Origin of the sequence: Kineococcus sp. G2 (genome assembly GCF_037154035.1) — a bacterium.
GTDB lineage: Bacteria > Actinomycetota > Actinomycetes > Actinomycetales > Kineococcaceae > Kineococcus.
Map to the genome: position 1 here is coordinate 44,206 of NZ_JBBBEM010000005.1, position 17,296 is coordinate 61,501.

A 17,296-nucleotide genomic window follows, 5' to 3' on the forward strand; every position below is an offset into this window, starting at 1 on the left:
TCTGCGGGCCGTCGCGTCGCCCGGGGGGTCGCGACGGTCGCCCCCAGGTTAACGGGGTGCGGGCGCGTCGCCTTCCCCTCGGTCCGCGGGCCCCGCCGCCAGGGCTGCGGCGTGCGAGGCCAGCCAGGCCGGGAAGTCCTCCAGCCCGCCCAGCACCACGTCGGCGCCCGCCCCGCGCAGCGCCGCCGCGTCGTGCGCGCCCGTCGTCACGCCCACGGCCACCGCCCCGGCCACCCGCGCGGCCCGCACGTCACCGGGGTGGTCGCCGACGTAGGCGGTGGCGCCGGCCCGCGCCAGCCGCTCGCCCTTGAGCTCGGCGAAGAGGTCCCCGGCGACGTCCTCGGGGCGCACCGCGCCGTCCAGCCCCGCCGCGGCCAGCACCTGGTGCACGTTGGGGGTGTGCTTGGCGCTGACGACGACGCTGCGCCCGCCGTGCGCGGCCGGTGCCGCCAGGGCCGCCGCCGCCCCCGGGTACGCCCGCACGCCGGGCACGCCCAGCGACGGGTACAGCTCCTTGTAGCGCGCGGCCAGCCGCTCCACCCGGTCCGCGGGGGTGCCCGGGGCCAGGCCGGCGACGATGAGCTCCAGCGGCATCCCCGCGTACGGCCACACGTCCTCGGGCGCCACGTGCACGCCCACCTCCGCCAGCGTCGCGCGCAGCGTGGCGGCGATGCCCTCGCTGGAGTCCACCAGCGTCATGTCCAGGTCGAACCCGACGACGGGCACGGCGGGCGCGCTCGGCGGGGGGGCGGGGCGGTCGGTCTCGGCCGGGGAGGTCACGGGCACCACAGTGCCAGGCGCCGCCGACACCCCCTCCCCGGCGGCTTGATCACCAGGTGGGATGCTGCCCGCGGCCGGTTGCGCGGCCCGGGAGGCTGCGCGAAGGTCGAGCGCGCGGGCGCCCAGCCGCCCGGCTCCCGTCGGGCGCCGTCCGCTCCGCGCGAGAACCCTGGTGATGGACGAGGAGACGACGAGACGACATGGCTGACTACGCGCTGCCGGACCTTCCGTACGACTACTCCGCGCTCGAGCCCCACATCTCGGGCACGATCATGGAGCTGCACCACGACAAGCACCACCAGGCGTACGTGACGGGTGCGAACACGGCCCTGGAGAAGCTGGCCGCGGCGCGCGACGCCGACGACCTGGCCACCGTGAACCTGCACGAGAAGAACCTGGCCTTCAACCTGGGTGGGCACGTGAACCACTCGGCGTTCTGGCCGAACCTGTCCCCGGACGGCGGCGACAAGCCGACCGGCGAGCTGGCCGCCGCCATCGACGAGCAGTTCGGCTCGTTCGACAAGTTCCGCGCCCACTTCGCGGCGGTCGCCGCCGGCGTGCAGGGTTCCGGCTGGGCGATCCTCGCCTGGGACTCGGTGGGCCAGAAGCTCATCAACGTCCAGCTGTACGACCAGCAGGGCAACATCGCGCTCGGCCTGGTGCCGATCGTGCTGCTGGACGTGTGGGAGCACGCGTACTACCTGGACTACAAGAACGTCCGCGCCGACTACGTCAAGGCGTGGTGGAACGTCGTGAACTGGGCCGACGCCGCCCAGCGCTTCGAGAAGGCGCGCACGCAGACGGCGGGGCTCATCGTCCCCTGATCGCGCGGTGACGGTGCGCTGAGGCGCCACGTCGCGGGAGGGGCGGTCCCCGGTGCGGGGACCGCCCCTCGTCGCGTCCGCACCGGTGCGGACACCGGTGCGGACACCGGCGCGCTCAGGCCGGCAGGTGCTCGGCGAGCAGCGCGAGGAACGCCCGCGCCGCGGCGGACGAGCCGGCGCCGGCGTGCACGGCGCACACCCGGCGCACCGGAGCGTCGGCCACCGCCACCGCCCGCACCCCGGTGGCGCCGCGCGCGGCCGCGGCGGGCAGCAGGGCCACGCCCACCCCGGCGCGCACGAGGTCCAGCAGGAACGGCGCGGAGGAGCTCTCGACGGCGACCTCTCGGGCCAGGCCGGCCGCGGCGAACGCCTCGTCGCCCTGCCGGCGCCCGCTGGTGCCGGCGGGGAAGTCCACGCCCGGGCGCGTCGCCACGTCCCGCAGCCGCAGCCGGCGCCGCCGGGCCCACGGGTCGTCCTCGGCGACGACCGCCACCAGGGGCTCGGTGGCGATCACCTGCGCCTGCACGCCCACCGGCGGTTCGCTGAGCGCGGTGCCGGTGAACCCGACGTCGAGGGTTCCGGCGACCACGTCGGCGACGGTCCGCGCGGAGGTCTGCTCCACGACGGTGGCGCGCACGCCGGGGTGCCGCTCGCGCAGCCGCGCCAGCAGGCCCGCCAGGTCCACGTCCCCCAGCGTGGGGATGGTGCCGATGCGCAGCGGTCCCTCGACGGCCCCGGTGGCCGCGGCCACGTCGGTGCGCAGCCGGTCCAGCTCGGCCAGCACGGTGCGGGCGCGCGGCAGCAGCGCCTCCCCGGCGGCGGTGAGCCGCACGCTGCGGCTGGTGCGCTCGAACAGCGCGGCCCCGAGCTCCGCCTCCACCCGGGCGACGTGGGCGCTGAGGGCGGACTGGGCGATGCCCACCTCGTGCGCGGCGCGCGTGAAGTGCAGCGTCCCGGCGACGGCCAGCACGCACCGCAGCTGCAGCGGGGTCACGGGCGGGAGCGTAGCTCGGCGATCGTGTTCTGCGATCGCCGCGCGCCTTCCGATCGCTTGGACGCCGGGCGCCTGCCGGGAGCACGCTGCTCCCGTGCTGACCCGCCCCCTGCTGCTGCTCATGGCCGTCGCGACCGGCCTGACCGTCGGCGGCAACTACGTCAACCAGCCGCTGCTGGACACGATCGCCCTCTCCCTGGCGGTGCCCCAGGGCACCGCCGCCGCCCTGGTCACCACCGCGCAGGTCTCCTACGGCCTCGGCCTGCTGCTCGTGGTGCCGCTGGGTGACCTGCTGGAGCGCCGCCGGCTGCTCACCGTCCTGGCGCTGCTGGCCGCCGCCGGGCACGCGCTGTGCGCGCTGGCGCCCTCCTTCGCGGTGCTGGCGGTGGGCACCGCGGTGGCCGGGGTGTTCTCGGTGGCCGCCCAGGTGCTCGTGCCGTTCGCGGCGGAGCTGGCCGAACCCGGCCGCGAGGGCCGGGCGGTGGGCACCGTGATGAGCGGGCTGCTCCTGGGGGCGCTGCTGGCGCGCAGCGTCTCCGGCGTGCTCGCCGACCTCGCCGGCTGGCGCGCCCCGTACGCGGTGGTGGCGCTCGCCCTCGTGGTCCTCGCCCTGGTGCTGCGCCGCCGCCTGCCGGTGAGCGTGCCCGAGCGCGTCGGCGGCTACGCGGCCACGCTGGCCTCCACGGCCGCGCTGGTGCGCACCGAGCCGCGGCTGCGAACCCGCGCGCTGCTGGGCGCGGCGGGGTTCGCGGGCGTCTCGGTGCTCTTCAGCTCGATGACGTTCCTGCTCGCGGGGGAGCGGTTCGGCCTCGGCGAGGCGCAGATCGGGCTGATCGGCCTGGCCGGGGCCGGTGCCGCCGCGGTGGCGTCGCTGGCGGGCCGGCTGGCCGACGCGGGGCGGGGTCAGCTCGCCACGGGTGCCGGGGTGCTGCTGTTCGCGCTGGCGTGGGTCGCGCTGGGGCTGTCCGCCTCGGGTGCGCTGACGTCGCTGGTGCTGTTCGTCGCCGGGTACGCGCTGGCGGACCTGGCGCTGCAGGCGGTGCACGTCTCGAACCAGAACGTGGTCTACCCGTTGCGCCCGGACGCCCGCGCGCGGCTGAACTCCGCCTACATGACGACGTACTTCGCCGGCGGTGCGCTCGGTTCGGCCGTCGGTTCCGCCGCCTGGATCGCGGGCGGCTGGAGCGCGGTCACCCTCGCCGGCGCGGTCCTCACCGTCGTCGTGCTGGGGCTGTGGCTGGTGGACGTGCGGGTGGAGCGGCGCTCTCGCCCGGCCGCCAGCCCGCTCAGCCCCGCCGGCGCCGACGCGCGATGACCGCCCCGACCCCGGCGAGCACTGCGAGGACGGCCACGACCACCGCGGCGACCACGCCGGTGCTCACCCCCTCACCCTCCGCCGCGGCGTCGCCCGGGGCGTCCACGACCGGGTCCGCCTCGCCGTCGGCGGTGGGGGAGGCCTCCGCGGTGGTGGCCCCGTCCACGGGGGAGGAGGTGACCACGTCGGGCGTGGGGGCGGTGGTCGCCGCCGCCCCGCCGGCGGCCGTCTCCGCGGTGAACGTGAAGGAACCGGAGATCGGGTGCCCGTCGGAGGACGTCACCCGCCACTGCACCTCGTAGGCGCCGGCGGGCCGCTCCCCGGCCAGCGACTGCGTGACCGTCTCGTCCACCACCCGCGGCTCACCGGTGGAGACCACGCCCGTGGGGCCGGTGACCTGCACCTGCGTGCCCAGACCCACCGGGGGGGACGACATCGTCAGCACCACCTGCTCGGGCGCCTGCTCCAGCACGGCGTCCGCGGCCGGGTCGGTGGACACCAGCCGGTCGTGCGCCCAGGCGCCGGGCGCGGCGGCGAGCGAGGCGCCGAGGGCCAGCGCGACGGCGGCGCCACCGCGGGCGGCGCGGCGGCGGGTCGTGCGGGGGGCGGGGCGGCGGGTGGTCAGGCAGTCGGGCACCCGCCCACCCTACGAACCGGCACCGCGACCGGCACCGCGACCGGCACCGCGACCGGCACCGGGGCGGGGCGGCGGCCGTCGCCCGCCGGCTGCTGGCACAGTGGGCGCGTGGCCCAGCGCAAGAAGCCCCGCCCCCGACCGGCGCCGCCCGCCCGGGTCGCGCCGCCGGCGCCCGTCGAGGTCGCGCAGCCCTCGTCCACGGCGGCGATCGCCGCCACCATCGCGGCCGTCCTGTCGCTGCTGGTCTCCGTGGTCTTCTTCCCCCTGGCCCTCGCGGTGGCGCTCGTGGTGCTCGTGGTGTCGGTGCGGGCCCTGGCGCGCCGCGCACCGTTCCGCGGGTGGTGGGTGGCCGCGACCGCGGTGAGCGCGTTCTCCCTGGCGTCGTCCGCGCTGGGGCTCGCCCTGCTGCTCGCGGCCCGGTGAGCGCGCCGGGCGCGGGGCCGGCCCCGCTGGTCCTCGCCCTCGCCCTGGACGAGGCCGACCAGCGGCACCTGGACGAGCTGCGCCGGCGGCACTTCCCGCCGGAGCGCCTGCGCGTCGGCGCGCACGTCACCCTCTTCCACGCCCTGCCCGGCGAGGACCTGCCCGCCGTGCTGGACGCGGTGCGCGAGGAGTGCCGCCGCCCGCCCTTCGCGGTGGAGGTCGCCGGGGTGCGCTCCCTGGGGCGCGGCACGGCGCTGGTGCTGCGCTCGGCGGAGCTGGACGCGCTGCGCGCCGACCTGGCCGGGCGGTTCGCCGGCCGGCTGACCCGCCAGGACGCGCAGCGGTTCTCCGCGCACGTCACCGTGCAGAACTTCGTGGCCCCCGCCGAGGCCCGTGAGCTCGTCGCGCGCCTGTCGGCGGGGTTCGTCCCGTGGTCGGTGCGCGCGGTGGGCGTCGAGGTGCACCGCTACCTCGACGGGCCGTGGGAGGCCGTCGGGACCGTCCCGTTCGGCTGAACCCCCGGGAGCGGCTCAGCCGAACGCGACGCGCGCGGCCGCGTACGGCTCCAGCGGGCGCCCGTGCGCGTCCACGGCGAGCCAGCCGTCGGCGCTGCCGGTGTCGTCGAACAGCACCGGGACGGTGCAGTCGGGAGCGGCGCTCGCCAGGCGGAACGTCACGACCTCGTGCAGCGCCCCCGTGATCAGCGCGCCGGTGTCGGCGACGTCCTGGCCGTTGACGACGGCCAGGGCGGCGGAGCCCGTCGAGGTGCTCGCGTCGTCGTCGGCGAGCCCGTCGCCGTCGGCGTCGGTGAACGTCCAGGTGCCGTCCTGCTCGTGGGCGCCCTCGCAGGGGAACAGCACGAGGTTCAGCTCGAACGGCAGCGCGGGCCCGTCCGGCAGGGCGCTCGCGGTGAGGTCGGCGACCCCGCCGGCGGGTGCGGTGACCTCGGCGGGTTCCAGCGACCACGCCGGCGGCACCGGCGTGGTGGGGCCGGTGGTGGCCACCCGCACGGCCTCACCCAGCAGGGCGGAGCTCAGGGACTCCTCGCCGCCGACCGCGCGCACCACCTCCACCGGGGCGGACGGCGCGGCCAGGTACCCGCGGGTGGCGTCGCCGAGGTCACCGGCTGAAGGGGTCAGCAGCACCGGTCCGCCGGTGGCGGCGGCGGTGGCGCCGGCGACCAGCGCGTCGGGGAAGGAGCCGCCGCGGGCGAGGGTGACGGTCCCGCCGTCCAGCAGCGGGGTCGTCACGAACTCCCGGGCGAGCTCGACGGCGGTCCCGAAGCGGTCCGCGCCGGCGATGCGCGCGCTGCCCAGACCCGCACCGGTCAGCTCGGCCTGCACCGCGGGGGCGATGGACTCCTCGCCGCCGACGACCCACACGTGCTCGGTGCCCAGGTCGGCCAGCGCCTGCGCGGTCGCCGCCGGCAGCTCGCCGGACCGGGTCAGCAGCACGGGCGCGGGTGTGCCGGCGGCCGCGGGGGCACCGGTCGCCAGCGCGTCGGGGAAGTCCTCGCCGCTGACGAGGAACGCCGCCGGGTAGCCCTGGAGCTCGCGCACGTCGCCGCGCCGGGCGATCTCGGCGGCCACGAGCGCGGCGGTGCCGTAGCGGTCGGCGCCGCCGAGGCGGGTGACCTGCCGGGTGCCGCCGGCGTACGCGGCGACGACGTCCGCGGCGACGGCCGACTCGGCGCCGAGCACGATCAGCTCCCGCACGCCCAGCTCGTCCAGGGCGCGGGCGGTGGCCTCGTGCGGGGTGTCCGAGGGGGTCAGCAGGAGGGCGGCGCCGGCCTGCGCGGCCAGCGGGGCGGCGGTCACCGCGTCGGCGAACCCCTCACCGGTGACGAGCACGGCGGTGTCCGTGCCGGCCGGGTGCGTGACCTCGGTGGCGGCCACCGCCGCGGTGGCGTACCGGTCGGGTCCGGCCGCGCGGGCGGGCGTCACCTCCGCGCTCGCCCGCACGGTGGTGGTGGGGGTGCTCGTGCCGGGTGCGGCGGCCGCTGCGGTCGCGCCGCCGGCGGCCAGGGCCAGGGCGGTGACGGCGCTCAGCGCCGTGCGGCGCCCGGTGCGGTCCCCGTGCCGGGGGGCGGTCGTCACGGTGCTCTCCTCCCGCGTGGCCTCGCGGGCCCGGCGCTGGGCCCGCACCCACGACGCTAGGCCGGCCCGGCCCGCTCGGCCCGTCGGGACGGGCCGAGCGGGCGGATCGTCACGGGATCGACAAGGGGTGCCGGGCCCGCCGTCAGCGCCCGTCCGCGGCGCCCGGCCCGCGCGGGCGGAGGACCTCGATCACCGAGGAGTCGTCGTCGGCGCCGCGCCCCTGCGCAGCGCCCAGCAGGTACAGCTGCTCGGCGGCCGAGGCCACCGGGGTCGGCAGGCCCGCGGCGCGGGCGGCGCGGGTGACGATGCCCATGTCCTTGACGAAGATGTCCAGGCGGCTGAGGACCTCCGCGTCCTCCTCCTGCAGCGCCTGCAGCATGCGCGGGCCGCGGTTGGCGAGCATGAAGGAGCCGGCGGCACCGGCGGAGAGGGTCTCCAGGGTGGCGGCCGGGTCCAGCCCGAGGCGCTCGGCCAGCGCGAGCGCCTCGGCGCCGGCGGCGATGTGCACCCCGCACAGCAGCTGGTTGACGGTCTTGAAGGCCTGGCCCTGACCGGGCTCGTCGCCGATGACGCTGAGCGTGGAGGCGAGCAGGTCCAGCACCGGCGCCGCCTTCTCGCGCGCCTGCGGGGCGGCGCCGACCACGATGAGCAGGTCGCCGGCGCCGGCGCGCGCGGGACCGCCGCTGAGGGGGGCGTCGACGAGGTGGACGTCGTGCTCGGCCAGGCGCCGGGCGACGTCCACGACGTCGTCGATGCCGACGGTGCTGGTCATGACGACCACGGCGCCGGGGGCCAGGACGCCCGCGACGCCCTGCTCGCCGAAGAGCACCTCGCGCAGCTGCGCGCCGTCGCGCACGGCCAGCAGCACGGCGTCGGCGCCGGTGGCGGCCTCGGGTGCGGAGGGGAAGGTCCGCACGCCCGCGTCGGCGGCCAGCGCCGCCCGCTGCGGTGCGGGGTCGAAGCCGTGCACGGTGAGCTGCTCGGTCAGCCGCGTGGCCATGGGCAGCCCCATGGCGCCCAGGCCGAGGACGGCGACGGTGTAGCCGGGGGGAGTGGGCATCGGGGGCTCCTGGGTGGTCGCGGGGGTGGTCGCGGGGGTGGTCGCAGGGTCGGTCACGGGGCGGTGAGGGTGCGCACGACGGCGGCCAGGGAGCCGTCGTCGCCGACGTTGCCGGCGAAGACCACGTAGGGGGTGCCCACCGCGGGGCCGTCGACGGGCTCCCACAGCGAGACGATGCCGGGCAGCATCGGCCCGCGCACCAGGGCGCGGCGGATGCCGAGGCCGTGGGCGGCCACGTCGCTGGAGGTGATGCCGCCCTTGGCGATCACGAACCGCGGCGGGTGGGCGGCGAGCACGCGCTGCACCACCTCGACGACCGCGGCGGAGACGCGCCGGGAGATCTCCAGGCTCTCCGCTGGGTCGTCGGTGCGCCGCAGGTCGCGGCTGGTGTGCACGACGACGTCGCCGTCGGCGAGCAGGCGCGCGGCCTCGGCGGCCAGCCCGGCCACGTGCTCCCCGGCGCGGGCGTCGTCGAGGACCAGCGGGACCTCGACGACGAGGGAGCGCACGTCGGGGCGCTCGGCCTGCAGCACCGCGAGCTGGCGGCTGGTCAGGCCCACGTGGGAGCCGACCACGACGAGCCCCCCGCCCGGGCGCGGCGGGCGCCCGCCGAACACCTCCTCGGCGCTCAGCGGGGGGTGCACCTCCTGGCCGGTGCGGGCGCGCACGAAGGGCGGGCCGACCCGGTACAGCAGCTCCTTGCCGTTCTCCTCGGCCTGCGCCAGGCCGAGGGAGAGCAGGCGCAGGTCGTCCTCGGTGACGGCGTCGGCGACCACGGGGGTGGCGCCGGCGACGGGGGCCAGGGCGGCGGCGACGGCGGTGGGGCCGGCGCGCACGACGCCCAGGTCGAGCACGACGACGTCCTGCGCGCGGGTGCGCCCGTCCGTCTTCTCCTCGACCCAGGCGCGCAGGTCGGAGCTGCGGTACCCGAAGGTGGCGTCGCGGGCGAACTCCGTCTCGCCCGCCGGGACCAGCCCGCCGGGGGTGCGCAGGTGGTGCACGCCGCCGACGGTGATCCGGCCGGCGTCGGGGAAGGCGGGCACGAGCACCACGCCGTCCACGGGGCGCTGCCCGTGCTCGGCGAGGGTGGCGGCGATGACGTCGGTCTCCAGCGGGAAGTGCCCGCGCAGGGTGGAGTCGCCGCGGCTGACGAAGCGGACGCGGGTGCCGGTGCGCCCGGCGGCGGCGAGCGCCGCGGTGACGACCTGCCGGTTGCGCTCGGCGGCCTCCCGGGCGTCGAGGCTGCGCGTGTTGGTGAGCACGTAGACGGCGCGGGCACCGGTGCCCAGGGCCCAGGCGAGGTCGTCCTCCTCCCAGGCGGTCAGGACGGGCAGGTCCGCGACGGACTGGGTGCCGGTGGGGTCGTCGTCGAGGACGACCAGCACGGTGCCGGCGCGGTCGGCGGCCTCGGCGACCCGTGCGGCGGGGACCTCGACCGGGGAGGGGTAGCGCTGGAGGAGAGTGTCCTCGTCCACCATGAGAACTCCTTTGTTGTCAGATGTCAGACATCCTAGGTGGCGCGGTGGCGCCTGTCGAGGAGGGGTGCTCAGGAGGAGGGGTCCAGCACGTAGCGGCGCAGGTCCTCCGCGGTCTGCTGCAGGTGCGCGTCCATCGCCCGGCGCGCCCCCTCCGGCTCACCCGCGCGCACCGCCGCCAGCACCAGGGCGTGCTGCTCGACGGCGTTGGCCTGGATCTGCGGGACCGCGGAGGTCTGCTCGCGCTTCTCCCGCAGCACCCGCGAGAGGGGGTCCAGCAGCACGGCGACGAACGGGTTGCGCGAGGCGCGCAGCAGCACGTCGTGGAACGCGATGTCGGCGTGCACGAAGTCGTCCACGTCGCCGTGCCGGTGCGCGGTGCGCATCCGCTCCAGCAGCTCCTCCAGCCGCTCCAGGTCCGCCTCGTCGCGGCGTGCGGCGGCCAGCGCGGCGGCGCCGGTCTCGATCATCCGGCGCACCTCGACGAGCTGCACGGACGTCGCGTCGTCCCCGGCGCCGGCGGAGGTGGCCCGCAGCACCGCCTCCAGCCCCGTCCAGCGCTCGACCGGGTTCACGTAGCTGCCCACGCCGGGTGCGGCGCGCACGACGTTCTGCGCCTGCAGGGTCTTCAGCGCCTCGCGCAGCGTCATGCGGCTCACGCCGTGCGCCTCGCAGAGCTCGGCCTCGGTGGGCAGCAGCTGGCCGGCGGGCAGCTCGCCGCGCACGACCTGCTCCAGGATCGTCTCGGCCACCTGGCTGACCAGCGACGTGCGCGCCAACGGAACGGACCCTCCCACCCGGCGCCGCGGTCCGGTGATCGGGCGCCGGGCGACTCTACCGGCGCGAGCGCCGTCCCCCCCCCCCCCCCCCGTTGCCCGCAGCGCCGCGCGCTCCGGCGTGAGCCTCCGGCCGGGGGCGGGGCTCAGCGCTCGGCGGCCAGGCCGTGCTCGAGGCGCCGCAGCAGGTCCAGGGCCCCGTGGACGCCGGCGTCGTCGCCGCCGAGCGCCCGGTGCAGGCGCTCGGCCCAGTGGGCGCGCAGCAGCGCGATGTTCCGCGCGGCCAGCGCGGTGGGCCTCAGCGCGACCGAGCGCCCGTCGTGCCCCTCGTGGGAGCGCTCGACGAGGCCCTTGGCCTCCAGGGAGCGCACGGCGGCGCTGAGGTTGCTGCGCTGCAGGCCGGTGGCCGCGGCGGCGGCGCTGGGGGAGGTGCCGGGGTTGCGGTCGAGGTGGCGCATCACGGTGGTCTCGGTGGCCGTCAGCGCGACGACGCCCTCGAGCGCTGCGTGCCGCTGCTGCAGGTCGCGCGCGACGGTCAGCAGCACGTCGGCGAGGTCGGCGAGGCCGGCGTCCCGGGGGCGCGGCGGTGCGGTGGTGGCCACGGGGACAGCGTACGCGGTGGTTGTCGAGCTATAGTTATGGAAACATCACCGATCGACGAGGAACCCCGTGCCCGCTCCCGCTCCCGCTCCCGCTCCCGCCGGCGTCACCGGCGCCCCCGCGCTCCCGCCCGTCGAGGGCCACCGCGGACTCACCCGCGGCCTGCTGCTCGTGCTGGCCCTGCTGTTCGCCATCGCCCCCTTCGCCACCGACCTGTACCTGGCCGCCTTCCCGCGGATGACCGGCGACCTGGGCACCGACGAGACCGGCGTGCAGCTCACCCTGACCGCCTTCCTCATCGGCTCCGCCGCCGGTCAGCTCGTCTTCGGCCCGCTGTCCGACCGGTTCGGGCGCGTGCGACCGCTGCTCGCCGGAGCCGTCCTGTGCGTGCTCGCCAGCACTGCCGCCGTGGTCGCGCCCACCGTCGGGCTCCTCGTCGCCGCCCGCGTCGCGCAGGGCCTGGGCGGGGCGGCCGGCATGGTCATCGGCCGCGCGATCGTCGCCGACCTCGTCACCGGGCGGGCCGCCGCGCGCGCCCTGAGCCTGCTGATGATCGTCGGCGGCCTCGCCCCGGTCGTCGCCCCGCTGGCCGGCAGCCTGCTCGTGGACCCCATCGGCTGGCGCGGCGTCCTCGCCGTCGTCCTCGCCCTGGCCGTCGTCGTGCTCGTCGCGGTGCTCGCCGTGGTGCGCGAGTCGCACCCGCCCGCCCGGCGCGCCGCCGCCCGCGACCTGCGGGCCCGCTCCGGCTCCACCGCCCGCGACCTGCGCTCGCGCACCTACGTCGGCAACACCCTGGCGTTCGGGTTCGGGTTCGCCGTGATGATGGCCTACATCTCCGCCTCGCCGTTCCTGTACCAGGAGCTCATGGGGCTCGGGGAGGTGCAGTACGGCCTGGTGTTCGGCGTCAACGCCCTGCTGCTCGCCGTCGTCAGCGGCGCCTCCGCGCGACTGGCGGGCAAGCACCCCGTGCACCGGCTGCTCGGCGTGGGCCTCGGGGTGTCGCTGGCGGGTTCCGCGGCGCTGCTGCTGCTCGTCCTGCTCGACGTGCCCGCCGGGTGGTTCGCCCTGCCGATCGCCGTCGCCGTCGCCGCCCTCGGCCTGGTGATGGGCAACGGCACGGCGCTCGCGCTGGCCGCGGTCCCGCGGGCGGCCGGGTCCGCCTCCGCGCTGCTGGGCGCGCTGCAGTTCGCGCTCGCCGCCCTGGTCTCCCCGCTGGTCAGCCTCGGCGGCGGCACGAGCCCGCTGAACCTCGCGATCGTCATGGTCGCCGCGGCCGTCGTGGCCCTCGGCGGGTTCGCGCTGGGGAACACCGGCCGCGGCCGGGTGCCGGCGCAGCGCCAGCACCGCTGAACCCCGGGGGCGGGGGCCCGGCCCGGGCCCCCGGCTACCAGGCTCCCGCCGCCGTGCGCACCGCCGCCGGCAGCGCCCGCAGCACCTCGTCGACGTCCTGCTCGGTCGTGGACGGACCCATCGAGAACCGCACCGCGGTCCGGGCGGTGTCGGCGTCCAGGCCCGTGGCCAGCAGCACGTGGGAGGCGTCCTCGGAACCCGCCGAGCACGCCGAGCCGCTGGAGCACACGATCCCCGCGGCCTCCAGCTCCAGCAGGACCGTCTCCCCGCCCACGCCCGCGAAGCAGAACGAGGCGTGGTGCGGCAGGCGCTGCACCGGGTGACCGGTCAGCCGCGCACCGGGCACCGCGTCGAGGACCCCGGTGACCAGCCGGTCGCGCAGCGCCCGCAGCCGCGCCGACTCCTCCTCGCGGGCCGCCTCGGCCAGGCCCAGGGCGACGGCGGTGCCGACGGCGCCGGCGACGTCCACGGTGCCCGGACGGCGGCCCTGCTCCTGGCCCCCGCCGTGCAGCAGCGGTTCCAGCGGCACCGACCCCCGCACGAACAGCGCACCGGACCCGCGCAGACCGCCGAACTTGTGCGCCGAGACCGACAGCGCGTCCACGCCGAGGGCGCCGACGTCCAGCGGGAGGTGCCCGGCGGCCTGCACGGCGTCGGTGTGCAGCGGAACCCCGTGCGCGCGGCAGGTCCGCGAGATGTCCGCCAGCGGCTGCACCGTGCCGATCTCGTTGTTGGCGTACATGACCGACACCAGCGCGGTGCCGTCGTCGACGAGGTGCTCCAGCTGCTCCAGGTCCACGACCCCGAACTCGTCGACGCCCACCTCGTCCACCCGGAAACCCCGCCGCGCGAGCGCGCGGGCCGTCTCCAGCACCGCCGGGTGCTCGATCGCGGAGACGACGACGCGCTTCCCGCGCGGGTCCGCACCGGCGATCCCGGTGACGGCGAGGTTGTCGGCCTCGGTGCCGCCCGCGGTGAACACGACCTCCCCGGGGCGGCAGCCGAGCACCTGCGCCACCCCGGAACGGGCCGCGTCCAGGCCGGCCTTCGCCGCCCGGCCGGCCTCGTGGGCGCTGGAGGGGTTCCCCGTGACATCGGTCAGGTACGGCCACACGGCCTGGAGCACCTCCCGGCGCGGCGGGGAGGTCGCGGCGTGGTCCAGGTAGATCACGGCGCCACCTCCACCGCTGCCGCCGCGGCCACCTCGACGTCCAGGCCGAGGTCGAGGGTGCGCGAGTTCTGCGTCAGCGCGCCCACCGAGACCAGGTCGACCCCGGTGCGCGCGATCGCGGCCACCGTGTCCAGGCGCACCCCTCCGCTGGCCTCGACCAGGGCGCGCGAGGCGGCGCGCACCCGGCGCACGCCCTCGGCGAGGTCCGGCAGGGAGAAGTTGTCCAGCAGCACCACGTCGACGTCGGCGGCCAGCACGGCGTCGAGCTGGTCGAGGCGGTCCACCTCCACCTCGACCGCCGTGGTGTGCGGGACCCGCTCGCGCACCCGGCGCAGGGCGGTGGTCACGTCCACGCCCTCGGCCAGCAGCACCGCCAGGTGGTTGTCCTTCACCAGCACCGCGTCCGACAGCGACCACCGGTGGTTGCGGCCGCCGCCGGCGCGCACCGCGGCGCGCTCCAGGGACCGCAGGCCCGGGGTGGTCTTGCGGGTGTCCACGATCCGCGCGCCGGTGCCGGCGACGGCCGCGACGAACTCCGCGGTGCCGGTGGCGATCCCCGACAGGTGCTGCAGCAGGTTCAGGGCGACGCGCTCGGCGCGCAGCACCCCGCGGGCGGTGCCGCTGGCGCGCCCCAGCACGTCACCGGTGGCGAACCGGGTGCCGTCCGCGGAGAACTCGCAGCGCAGCAGCGCACCACCGCTGAGGGCGGCGGCCTGCTCGAACGCGGCGAGGGCGCAGGCGGTGCCGGCCAGCACGCCGGGTTCGCGGGCGCGCAGCTCGGCGTGCGCGACGGCACCGGGCGGCAGCAGGGCCTCGCTGGTGACGTCCCCCCAGGGGGCGTCCTCGGCGAGGGCGGCGGCGACGACCGCCGCGGGGTCTGACGGGTGGTTCACGCGGTCCTCCGCAGGGTGCGACGGCGCGGTGCGCCGGGGGTCTCGGGGTGGTCCTGGCGGTGGTGCGCGCCGAGGCTCTCCGCGCGCAGCGTCGCCGCCGTCACGAGCAGGCGGGCCACCAGCAGCAGGTTGGCGTCCTCGTGGGCGCGGCGGTCCGCGCCGGGCGCGTCCGCCAGGTCCAGGGGGTGCTCCTCGGGCGTGAGCAGCTTCGCGGCGACCTGCAGGCCGGCCGCGTCGCGGAACAGCCCGGCGTGCTCCCACACCGCCGCCCGCAGGTCGCGGCGGGCCACGTGCGAGGCGAGCGCGCCGGCCCCGCCGGGCAGTTCCACCACCTCGTCGTCGGCGAACACCGGCGGTGCGGCGTCCGCCCCGGCGGCGACCGCCGCGACGTCGGCGGCCACCCGGGAACCGGTGACCAGCGCCTCCAGCAGGGAGTTCGACGCCAGCCGGTTCGCGCCGTGCACGCCCGTGCACGCGACCTCCCCGGCCGCCCACAGCCCCGGAACTCCCGTGCGGCCGCGGGCGTCCGTGCGCACCCCGCCCATCAGGTAGTGCGCGGCGGGGGTCACCGGCACCGGTTCGCGGTCCGGGTCGATCCCGGCCGCCGCGCAGAGCGCGGCGATCCCGGGGAAGCGCTCGGCGAAACCCCGCCCGGTGCGCGCGCGCAGCCCGGTGGCGTCCAGCAGGGCCGGGCTCCCGCCGTGCGCGGCCACCGCCCGGGCCGTGGCGCGGGCCACGACGTCGCGGGGGGCGAGTTCCGCGCGCGGGTCGATCGCGGGCATGAACCGGTGCCCGGCCGCGTCGAGCAGCACCGCGCCGTCACCGCGCACAGCCTCCGAGACGAGGAACGGCTCGTCGACGGCCGCGACCGTGGGGTGGAACTGCACCATCTCCAGGTCCGCCAGGCCGGCGCCCGCGCGCCACGCGGCGGCCAGGCCGTCGCCGGTCGCGACGGCGGGGTTCGTGGTGCGGCTGAACAACTGCCCCGCCCCGCCGGTGGCGAGCACCACCGCGCCCGCCTCGACCCGGTGCGGCACGTCCGCCCCGCGGGCGTCGCGCAGCAGCAGGTCCGCGCCCACCACCCGGTTCCCGCGCACCACCAGGCCGGCGAGGAACGCCTCCTCGTGCACGGCGACGCCGCTGCGGCGCACGGCCGCGGCGAGCGCCGCCGTCACCGCCGCACCGGTGCGGTCCCCGCCGGCGTGCAGGATCCGCGGCCGCGAGTGCGCCGCCTCCAGGCCGAGGGAGAAGCTCCCGCCGGCGTCGCGGTCGAACTGCGCCCCGCGCCCCAGGAGCGCGCGCAGCGCCGCCGGCCCCGCCGCGCACACCGCCTGCACCGCAGCCGGGTCGCACAGCCCGGCGCCGGCGGCCAGGGTGTCGGCCGCGTGCGCGGCGACGTCGTCCGCGTCCGCGGCCACGGCGATGCCGCCCTGCGCCCACCGGCTGCTGCCGTCGCCGAGGGCCGTCTTGGTCGCCAGCACGACCGACCCCGAGCGCGCGACGTCCAGCGCCGCGGTCATCCCCGCGATGCCGGCACCGACGACGAGGACGTCGCAGGAGGTGACCGCGGGGTTCACGGCCGGACGGCCAGCATGCGCTCCAGCGCGGTGCGGGCGTCGGCCGCCACCTGCGCCGGGACGCTCACCCGGTTCACGACCTCGCCGCGCACCAGCGACTCCAGGACCCACGCGAGGTAGGCGGGGTGGATGCGGTACATCGTCGAGCACGGGCACACCACCGGGTCCAGGCAGGTGATGGTGAGGTCCGGGCGGGTGTCGGCCAGGCGGCGCACCATGTTGATCTCGGTGCCGATCGCGAACGCCGTGCCGGCGGGCGCCGCGTCCACGACCCGCTGGATGTACTGCGTGGAGCCGCTCTCGTCGGCGGCGTCGACGACCTCCACCGGGCACTCCGGGTGCACGACGACCCGCACGTCGGGGTTCGCGGCGCGGGCCGCCTCGATCTGCTCCACCGTGAAGCGCTGGTGCACCGAGCACCAGCCCCGCCACAGCAGCACGCGGGCGTCGGTCAGCGCCTCGGGGGAGTTCCCGCCGCGCGGTTTGCGCGGGTCCCACAGCGGCATGGCCTCCAGGGGCACGCCCATCGCCTTGGCGGTGTTGCGGCCCAGGTGCTGGTCGGGGAAGAACAGCACCCGCTGCGCCCGCTCGAACGCCCAGGCCAGCACCTCGCGGGCGTTGGAGGAGGTGCAGACGATCCCGCCGTGCGCGCCGCAGAACGCCTTCAGCGCCGCGGCGGAGTTCATGTAGGTGACCGGCAGCACGGGCACCTTCCCGTCCGCGTCGGGCGCGGTGCCGTACAGGGCGCTCAGTTGCTCCCAGCAGGCCTGCACCGCGTCGATGTCGGCCATGTCGGCCATCGAGCAGCCCGCCGCCAGGTTCGGCAGGATCACCGGCTGCTGCGCCGTGGTGAGCAGGTCGGCCGTCTCGGCCATGAAGTGCACGCCGCAGAACACGACGGCCTCGGCCTCCGGGTGGCGCTGGGACTGCTGCGCCAGCTGGAAGGAGTCGCCGACGAAGTCGGCGTACCGCACGATCTCGTCGCGCTGGTAGGCGTGGCCCAGGATCGTCACCCGGTTCCCCAGGTGCTCCTTCGCGGCGCGGATCCGGCGGTCCAGCTCCTGCGGCCCGAGCAGGCGGTACTCGGCGGGGATCTGCTGCTGCACCGGGGTGGTCGCCGGGGCCGGGTCCTGCCGGGAGGCGCCGGCTCCGTACGTCGGAGCGGGCAGCGGCAGCCCGGGGACGGCGTCGAACTGCCAGGGCCCGCTGGGCAGGTCGGGGTCGCACGTCCCGCTGTCCACGCCCCCGGGGGTGCGGGTGAGCAGGGCGATCTGCGTGGGGACGGACGCCATGGCGCGCTCTCTCTCGGGTTCGGCGGTCACCGG

17 protein-coding genes are annotated in these 17,296 nt (G+C 77.5%); 5 read left to right on the plus strand and 12 right to left on the minus strand.

Features of this window, described 5'->3' with window-relative positions; translation table 11 throughout:
- Nucleotides 1-48: 48 nt before the first annotated feature.
- Nucleotides 49-780 (minus strand): HAD family hydrolase, encoded by a 732-nt coding sequence (locus V9U69_RS00605; protein ID WP_337059348.1) that lies wholly within the window; start codon nt 778-780, stop codon nt 49-51.
- A gap of 200 nt (nt 781-980) precedes the next feature.
- Between V9U69_RS00605 and V9U69_RS00610 the strand changes: the two genes are divergently transcribed.
- On the plus strand, nt 981-1,604 hold the full coding sequence (locus tag V9U69_RS00610; protein WP_337059349.1) for a superoxide dismutase: 624 nt from the start codon (nt 981-983) through the stop codon (nt 1,602-1,604).
- A gap of 115 nt (nt 1,605-1,719) precedes the next feature.
- Here the strand turns inward: V9U69_RS00610 and V9U69_RS00615 are convergent, their stop codons facing one another.
- The gene (locus tag V9U69_RS00615) at nt 1,720-2,598 is read right to left on the minus strand and encodes a LysR family transcriptional regulator (RefSeq protein ID WP_337059350.1); all 879 of its coding nucleotides are present in this window, start codon (nt 2,596-2,598) and stop codon (nt 1,720-1,722) included.
- Between the two features lie 94 nt (nt 2,599-2,692).
- Here V9U69_RS00615 and V9U69_RS00620 point away from each other — a divergent pair, with 94 nt between their 5' ends.
- A complete protein-coding gene (locus tag V9U69_RS00620; RefSeq protein ID WP_337059351.1) occupies nt 2,693-3,913 on the plus strand; it encodes an MFS transporter in 1,221 nt (406 codons plus the stop codon).
- On the opposite strand, the gene V9U69_RS00625 is transcribed toward V9U69_RS00620, so the two are convergent.
- Nucleotides 3,885-4,550: a copper resistance CopC family protein gene (locus tag V9U69_RS00625; RefSeq protein WP_337059352.1), complete on the minus strand. Its 666-nt coding sequence runs from the start codon at nt 4,548-4,550 to the stop codon at nt 3,885-3,887. The genes V9U69_RS00620 and V9U69_RS00625 overlap by 29 nt on opposite strands.
- A gap of 108 nt (nt 4,551-4,658) precedes the next feature.
- On the opposite strand from V9U69_RS00625, the gene V9U69_RS00630 reads away from it, so the two are divergent.
- Both V9U69_RS00630 and V9U69_RS00635 read left to right on the plus strand, forming a co-directional pair.
- Complete coding sequence (locus V9U69_RS00630; RefSeq protein ID WP_337059353.1) at nt 4,659-4,973, plus strand: hypothetical protein; 315 nt, start codon at nt 4,659-4,661, stop codon at nt 4,971-4,973.
- Nucleotides 4,970-5,488 carry a 2'-5' RNA ligase family protein gene (locus V9U69_RS00635; protein WP_337059354.1) on the plus strand — a complete coding sequence of 173 codons (519 nt, stop codon included), beginning with the start codon at nt 4,970-4,972 and terminating at the stop codon, nt 5,486-5,488. Before V9U69_RS00630 ends, V9U69_RS00635 begins: the two co-directional genes overlap by 4 nt.
- 15 nt (nt 5,489-5,503) lie before the next feature.
- On the opposite strand, the gene V9U69_RS00640 is transcribed toward V9U69_RS00635, so the two are convergent.
- The 5 genes from V9U69_RS00640 to V9U69_RS00660 all read right to left on the minus strand — a co-directional run bounded on the left by V9U69_RS00640 (nt 5,504) and on the right by V9U69_RS00660 (nt 10,982).
- Nucleotides 5,504-7,069, minus strand: coding sequence for a cell wall-binding repeat-containing protein (locus V9U69_RS00640; protein ID WP_337059355.1), 1,566 nt, complete (start codon nt 7,067-7,069; stop codon nt 5,504-5,506).
- 142 nt (nt 7,070-7,211) lie between these two features.
- The gene (locus V9U69_RS00645) at nt 7,212-8,129 is read right to left on the minus strand and encodes an NAD(P)-dependent oxidoreductase (protein WP_337059356.1); all 918 of its coding nucleotides are present in this window, start codon (nt 8,127-8,129) and stop codon (nt 7,212-7,214) included.
- A 53-nt stretch (nt 8,130-8,182) separates the two neighbouring features.
- Nucleotides 8,183-9,607 (minus strand): four-carbon acid sugar kinase family protein, encoded by a 1,425-nt coding sequence (locus tag V9U69_RS00650; RefSeq protein WP_442907512.1) that lies wholly within the window; start codon nt 9,605-9,607, stop codon nt 8,183-8,185.
- A gap of 68 nt (nt 9,608-9,675) precedes the next feature.
- A complete protein-coding gene (locus V9U69_RS00655) occupies nt 9,676-10,383 on the minus strand; it encodes a FadR/GntR family transcriptional regulator (RefSeq protein WP_337059358.1) in 708 nt (235 codons plus the stop codon).
- Between the two features lie 143 nt (nt 10,384-10,526).
- On the minus strand, nt 10,527-10,982 hold the full coding sequence (locus tag V9U69_RS00660; RefSeq protein WP_337059359.1) for a MarR family winged helix-turn-helix transcriptional regulator: 456 nt from the start codon (nt 10,980-10,982) through the stop codon (nt 10,527-10,529).
- 67 nt (nt 10,983-11,049) lie between these two features.
- On the opposite strand from V9U69_RS00660, the gene V9U69_RS00665 reads away from it, so the two are divergent.
- On the plus strand, nt 11,050-12,330 hold the full coding sequence (locus tag V9U69_RS00665) for a multidrug effflux MFS transporter (protein ID WP_337059360.1): 1,281 nt from the start codon (nt 11,050-11,052) through the stop codon (nt 12,328-12,330).
- A 34-nt stretch (nt 12,331-12,364) separates the two neighbouring features.
- On the opposite strand, the gene V9U69_RS00670 is transcribed toward V9U69_RS00665, so the two are convergent.
- From V9U69_RS00670 to nadA, 4 genes are read right to left on the minus strand one after another with little or no spacing between them, the layout of a single operon-like run.
- Nucleotides 12,365-13,501 carry a cysteine desulfurase family protein gene (locus tag V9U69_RS00670; RefSeq protein ID WP_337059361.1) on the minus strand — a complete coding sequence of 379 codons (1,137 nt, stop codon included), beginning with the start codon at nt 13,499-13,501 and terminating at the stop codon, nt 12,365-12,367.
- Complete coding sequence (gene nadC, locus V9U69_RS00675; RefSeq protein ID WP_337059362.1) at nt 13,498-14,394, minus strand: carboxylating nicotinate-nucleotide diphosphorylase; 897 nt, start codon at nt 14,392-14,394, stop codon at nt 13,498-13,500. Before nadC ends, V9U69_RS00670 begins: the two co-directional genes overlap by 4 nt.
- Nucleotides 14,391-15,971 (minus strand): L-aspartate oxidase, encoded by a 1,581-nt coding sequence (gene nadB, locus V9U69_RS00680; RefSeq protein WP_337059363.1) that lies wholly within the window; start codon nt 15,969-15,971, stop codon nt 14,391-14,393. Before nadB ends, nadC begins: the two co-directional genes overlap by 4 nt.
- Complete coding sequence (gene nadA / locus V9U69_RS00685; RefSeq protein ID WP_337059364.1) at nt 15,968-17,263, minus strand: quinolinate synthase NadA; 1,296 nt, start codon at nt 17,261-17,263, stop codon at nt 15,968-15,970. Before nadA ends, nadB begins: the two co-directional genes overlap by 4 nt.
- Nucleotides 17,264-17,296: the final 33 nt, after the last annotated feature.

Bases quoted from the DNA above. Each gene is read 5' to 3' on its own strand.
- V9U69_RS00610 (WP_337059349.1), top strand. From the start codon at position 981: ATGGCTGACTACGCGCTGCCGGACCTTCCGTACGACTACTCCGCGCTC.
- V9U69_RS00645 (WP_337059356.1), bottom strand. From the start codon at position 8,129: ATGCCCACTCCCCCCGGCTACACCGTCGCCGTCCTCGGCCTGGGCGCC.
- V9U69_RS00650 (WP_442907512.1), bottom strand. From the start codon at position 9,607: ATGGTGGACGAGGACACTCTCCTCCAGCGCTACCCCTCCCCGGTCGAG.
- nadA (WP_337059364.1), bottom strand. From the start codon at position 17,263: ATGGCGTCCGTCCCCACGCAGATCGCCCTGCTCACCCGCACCCCCGGG.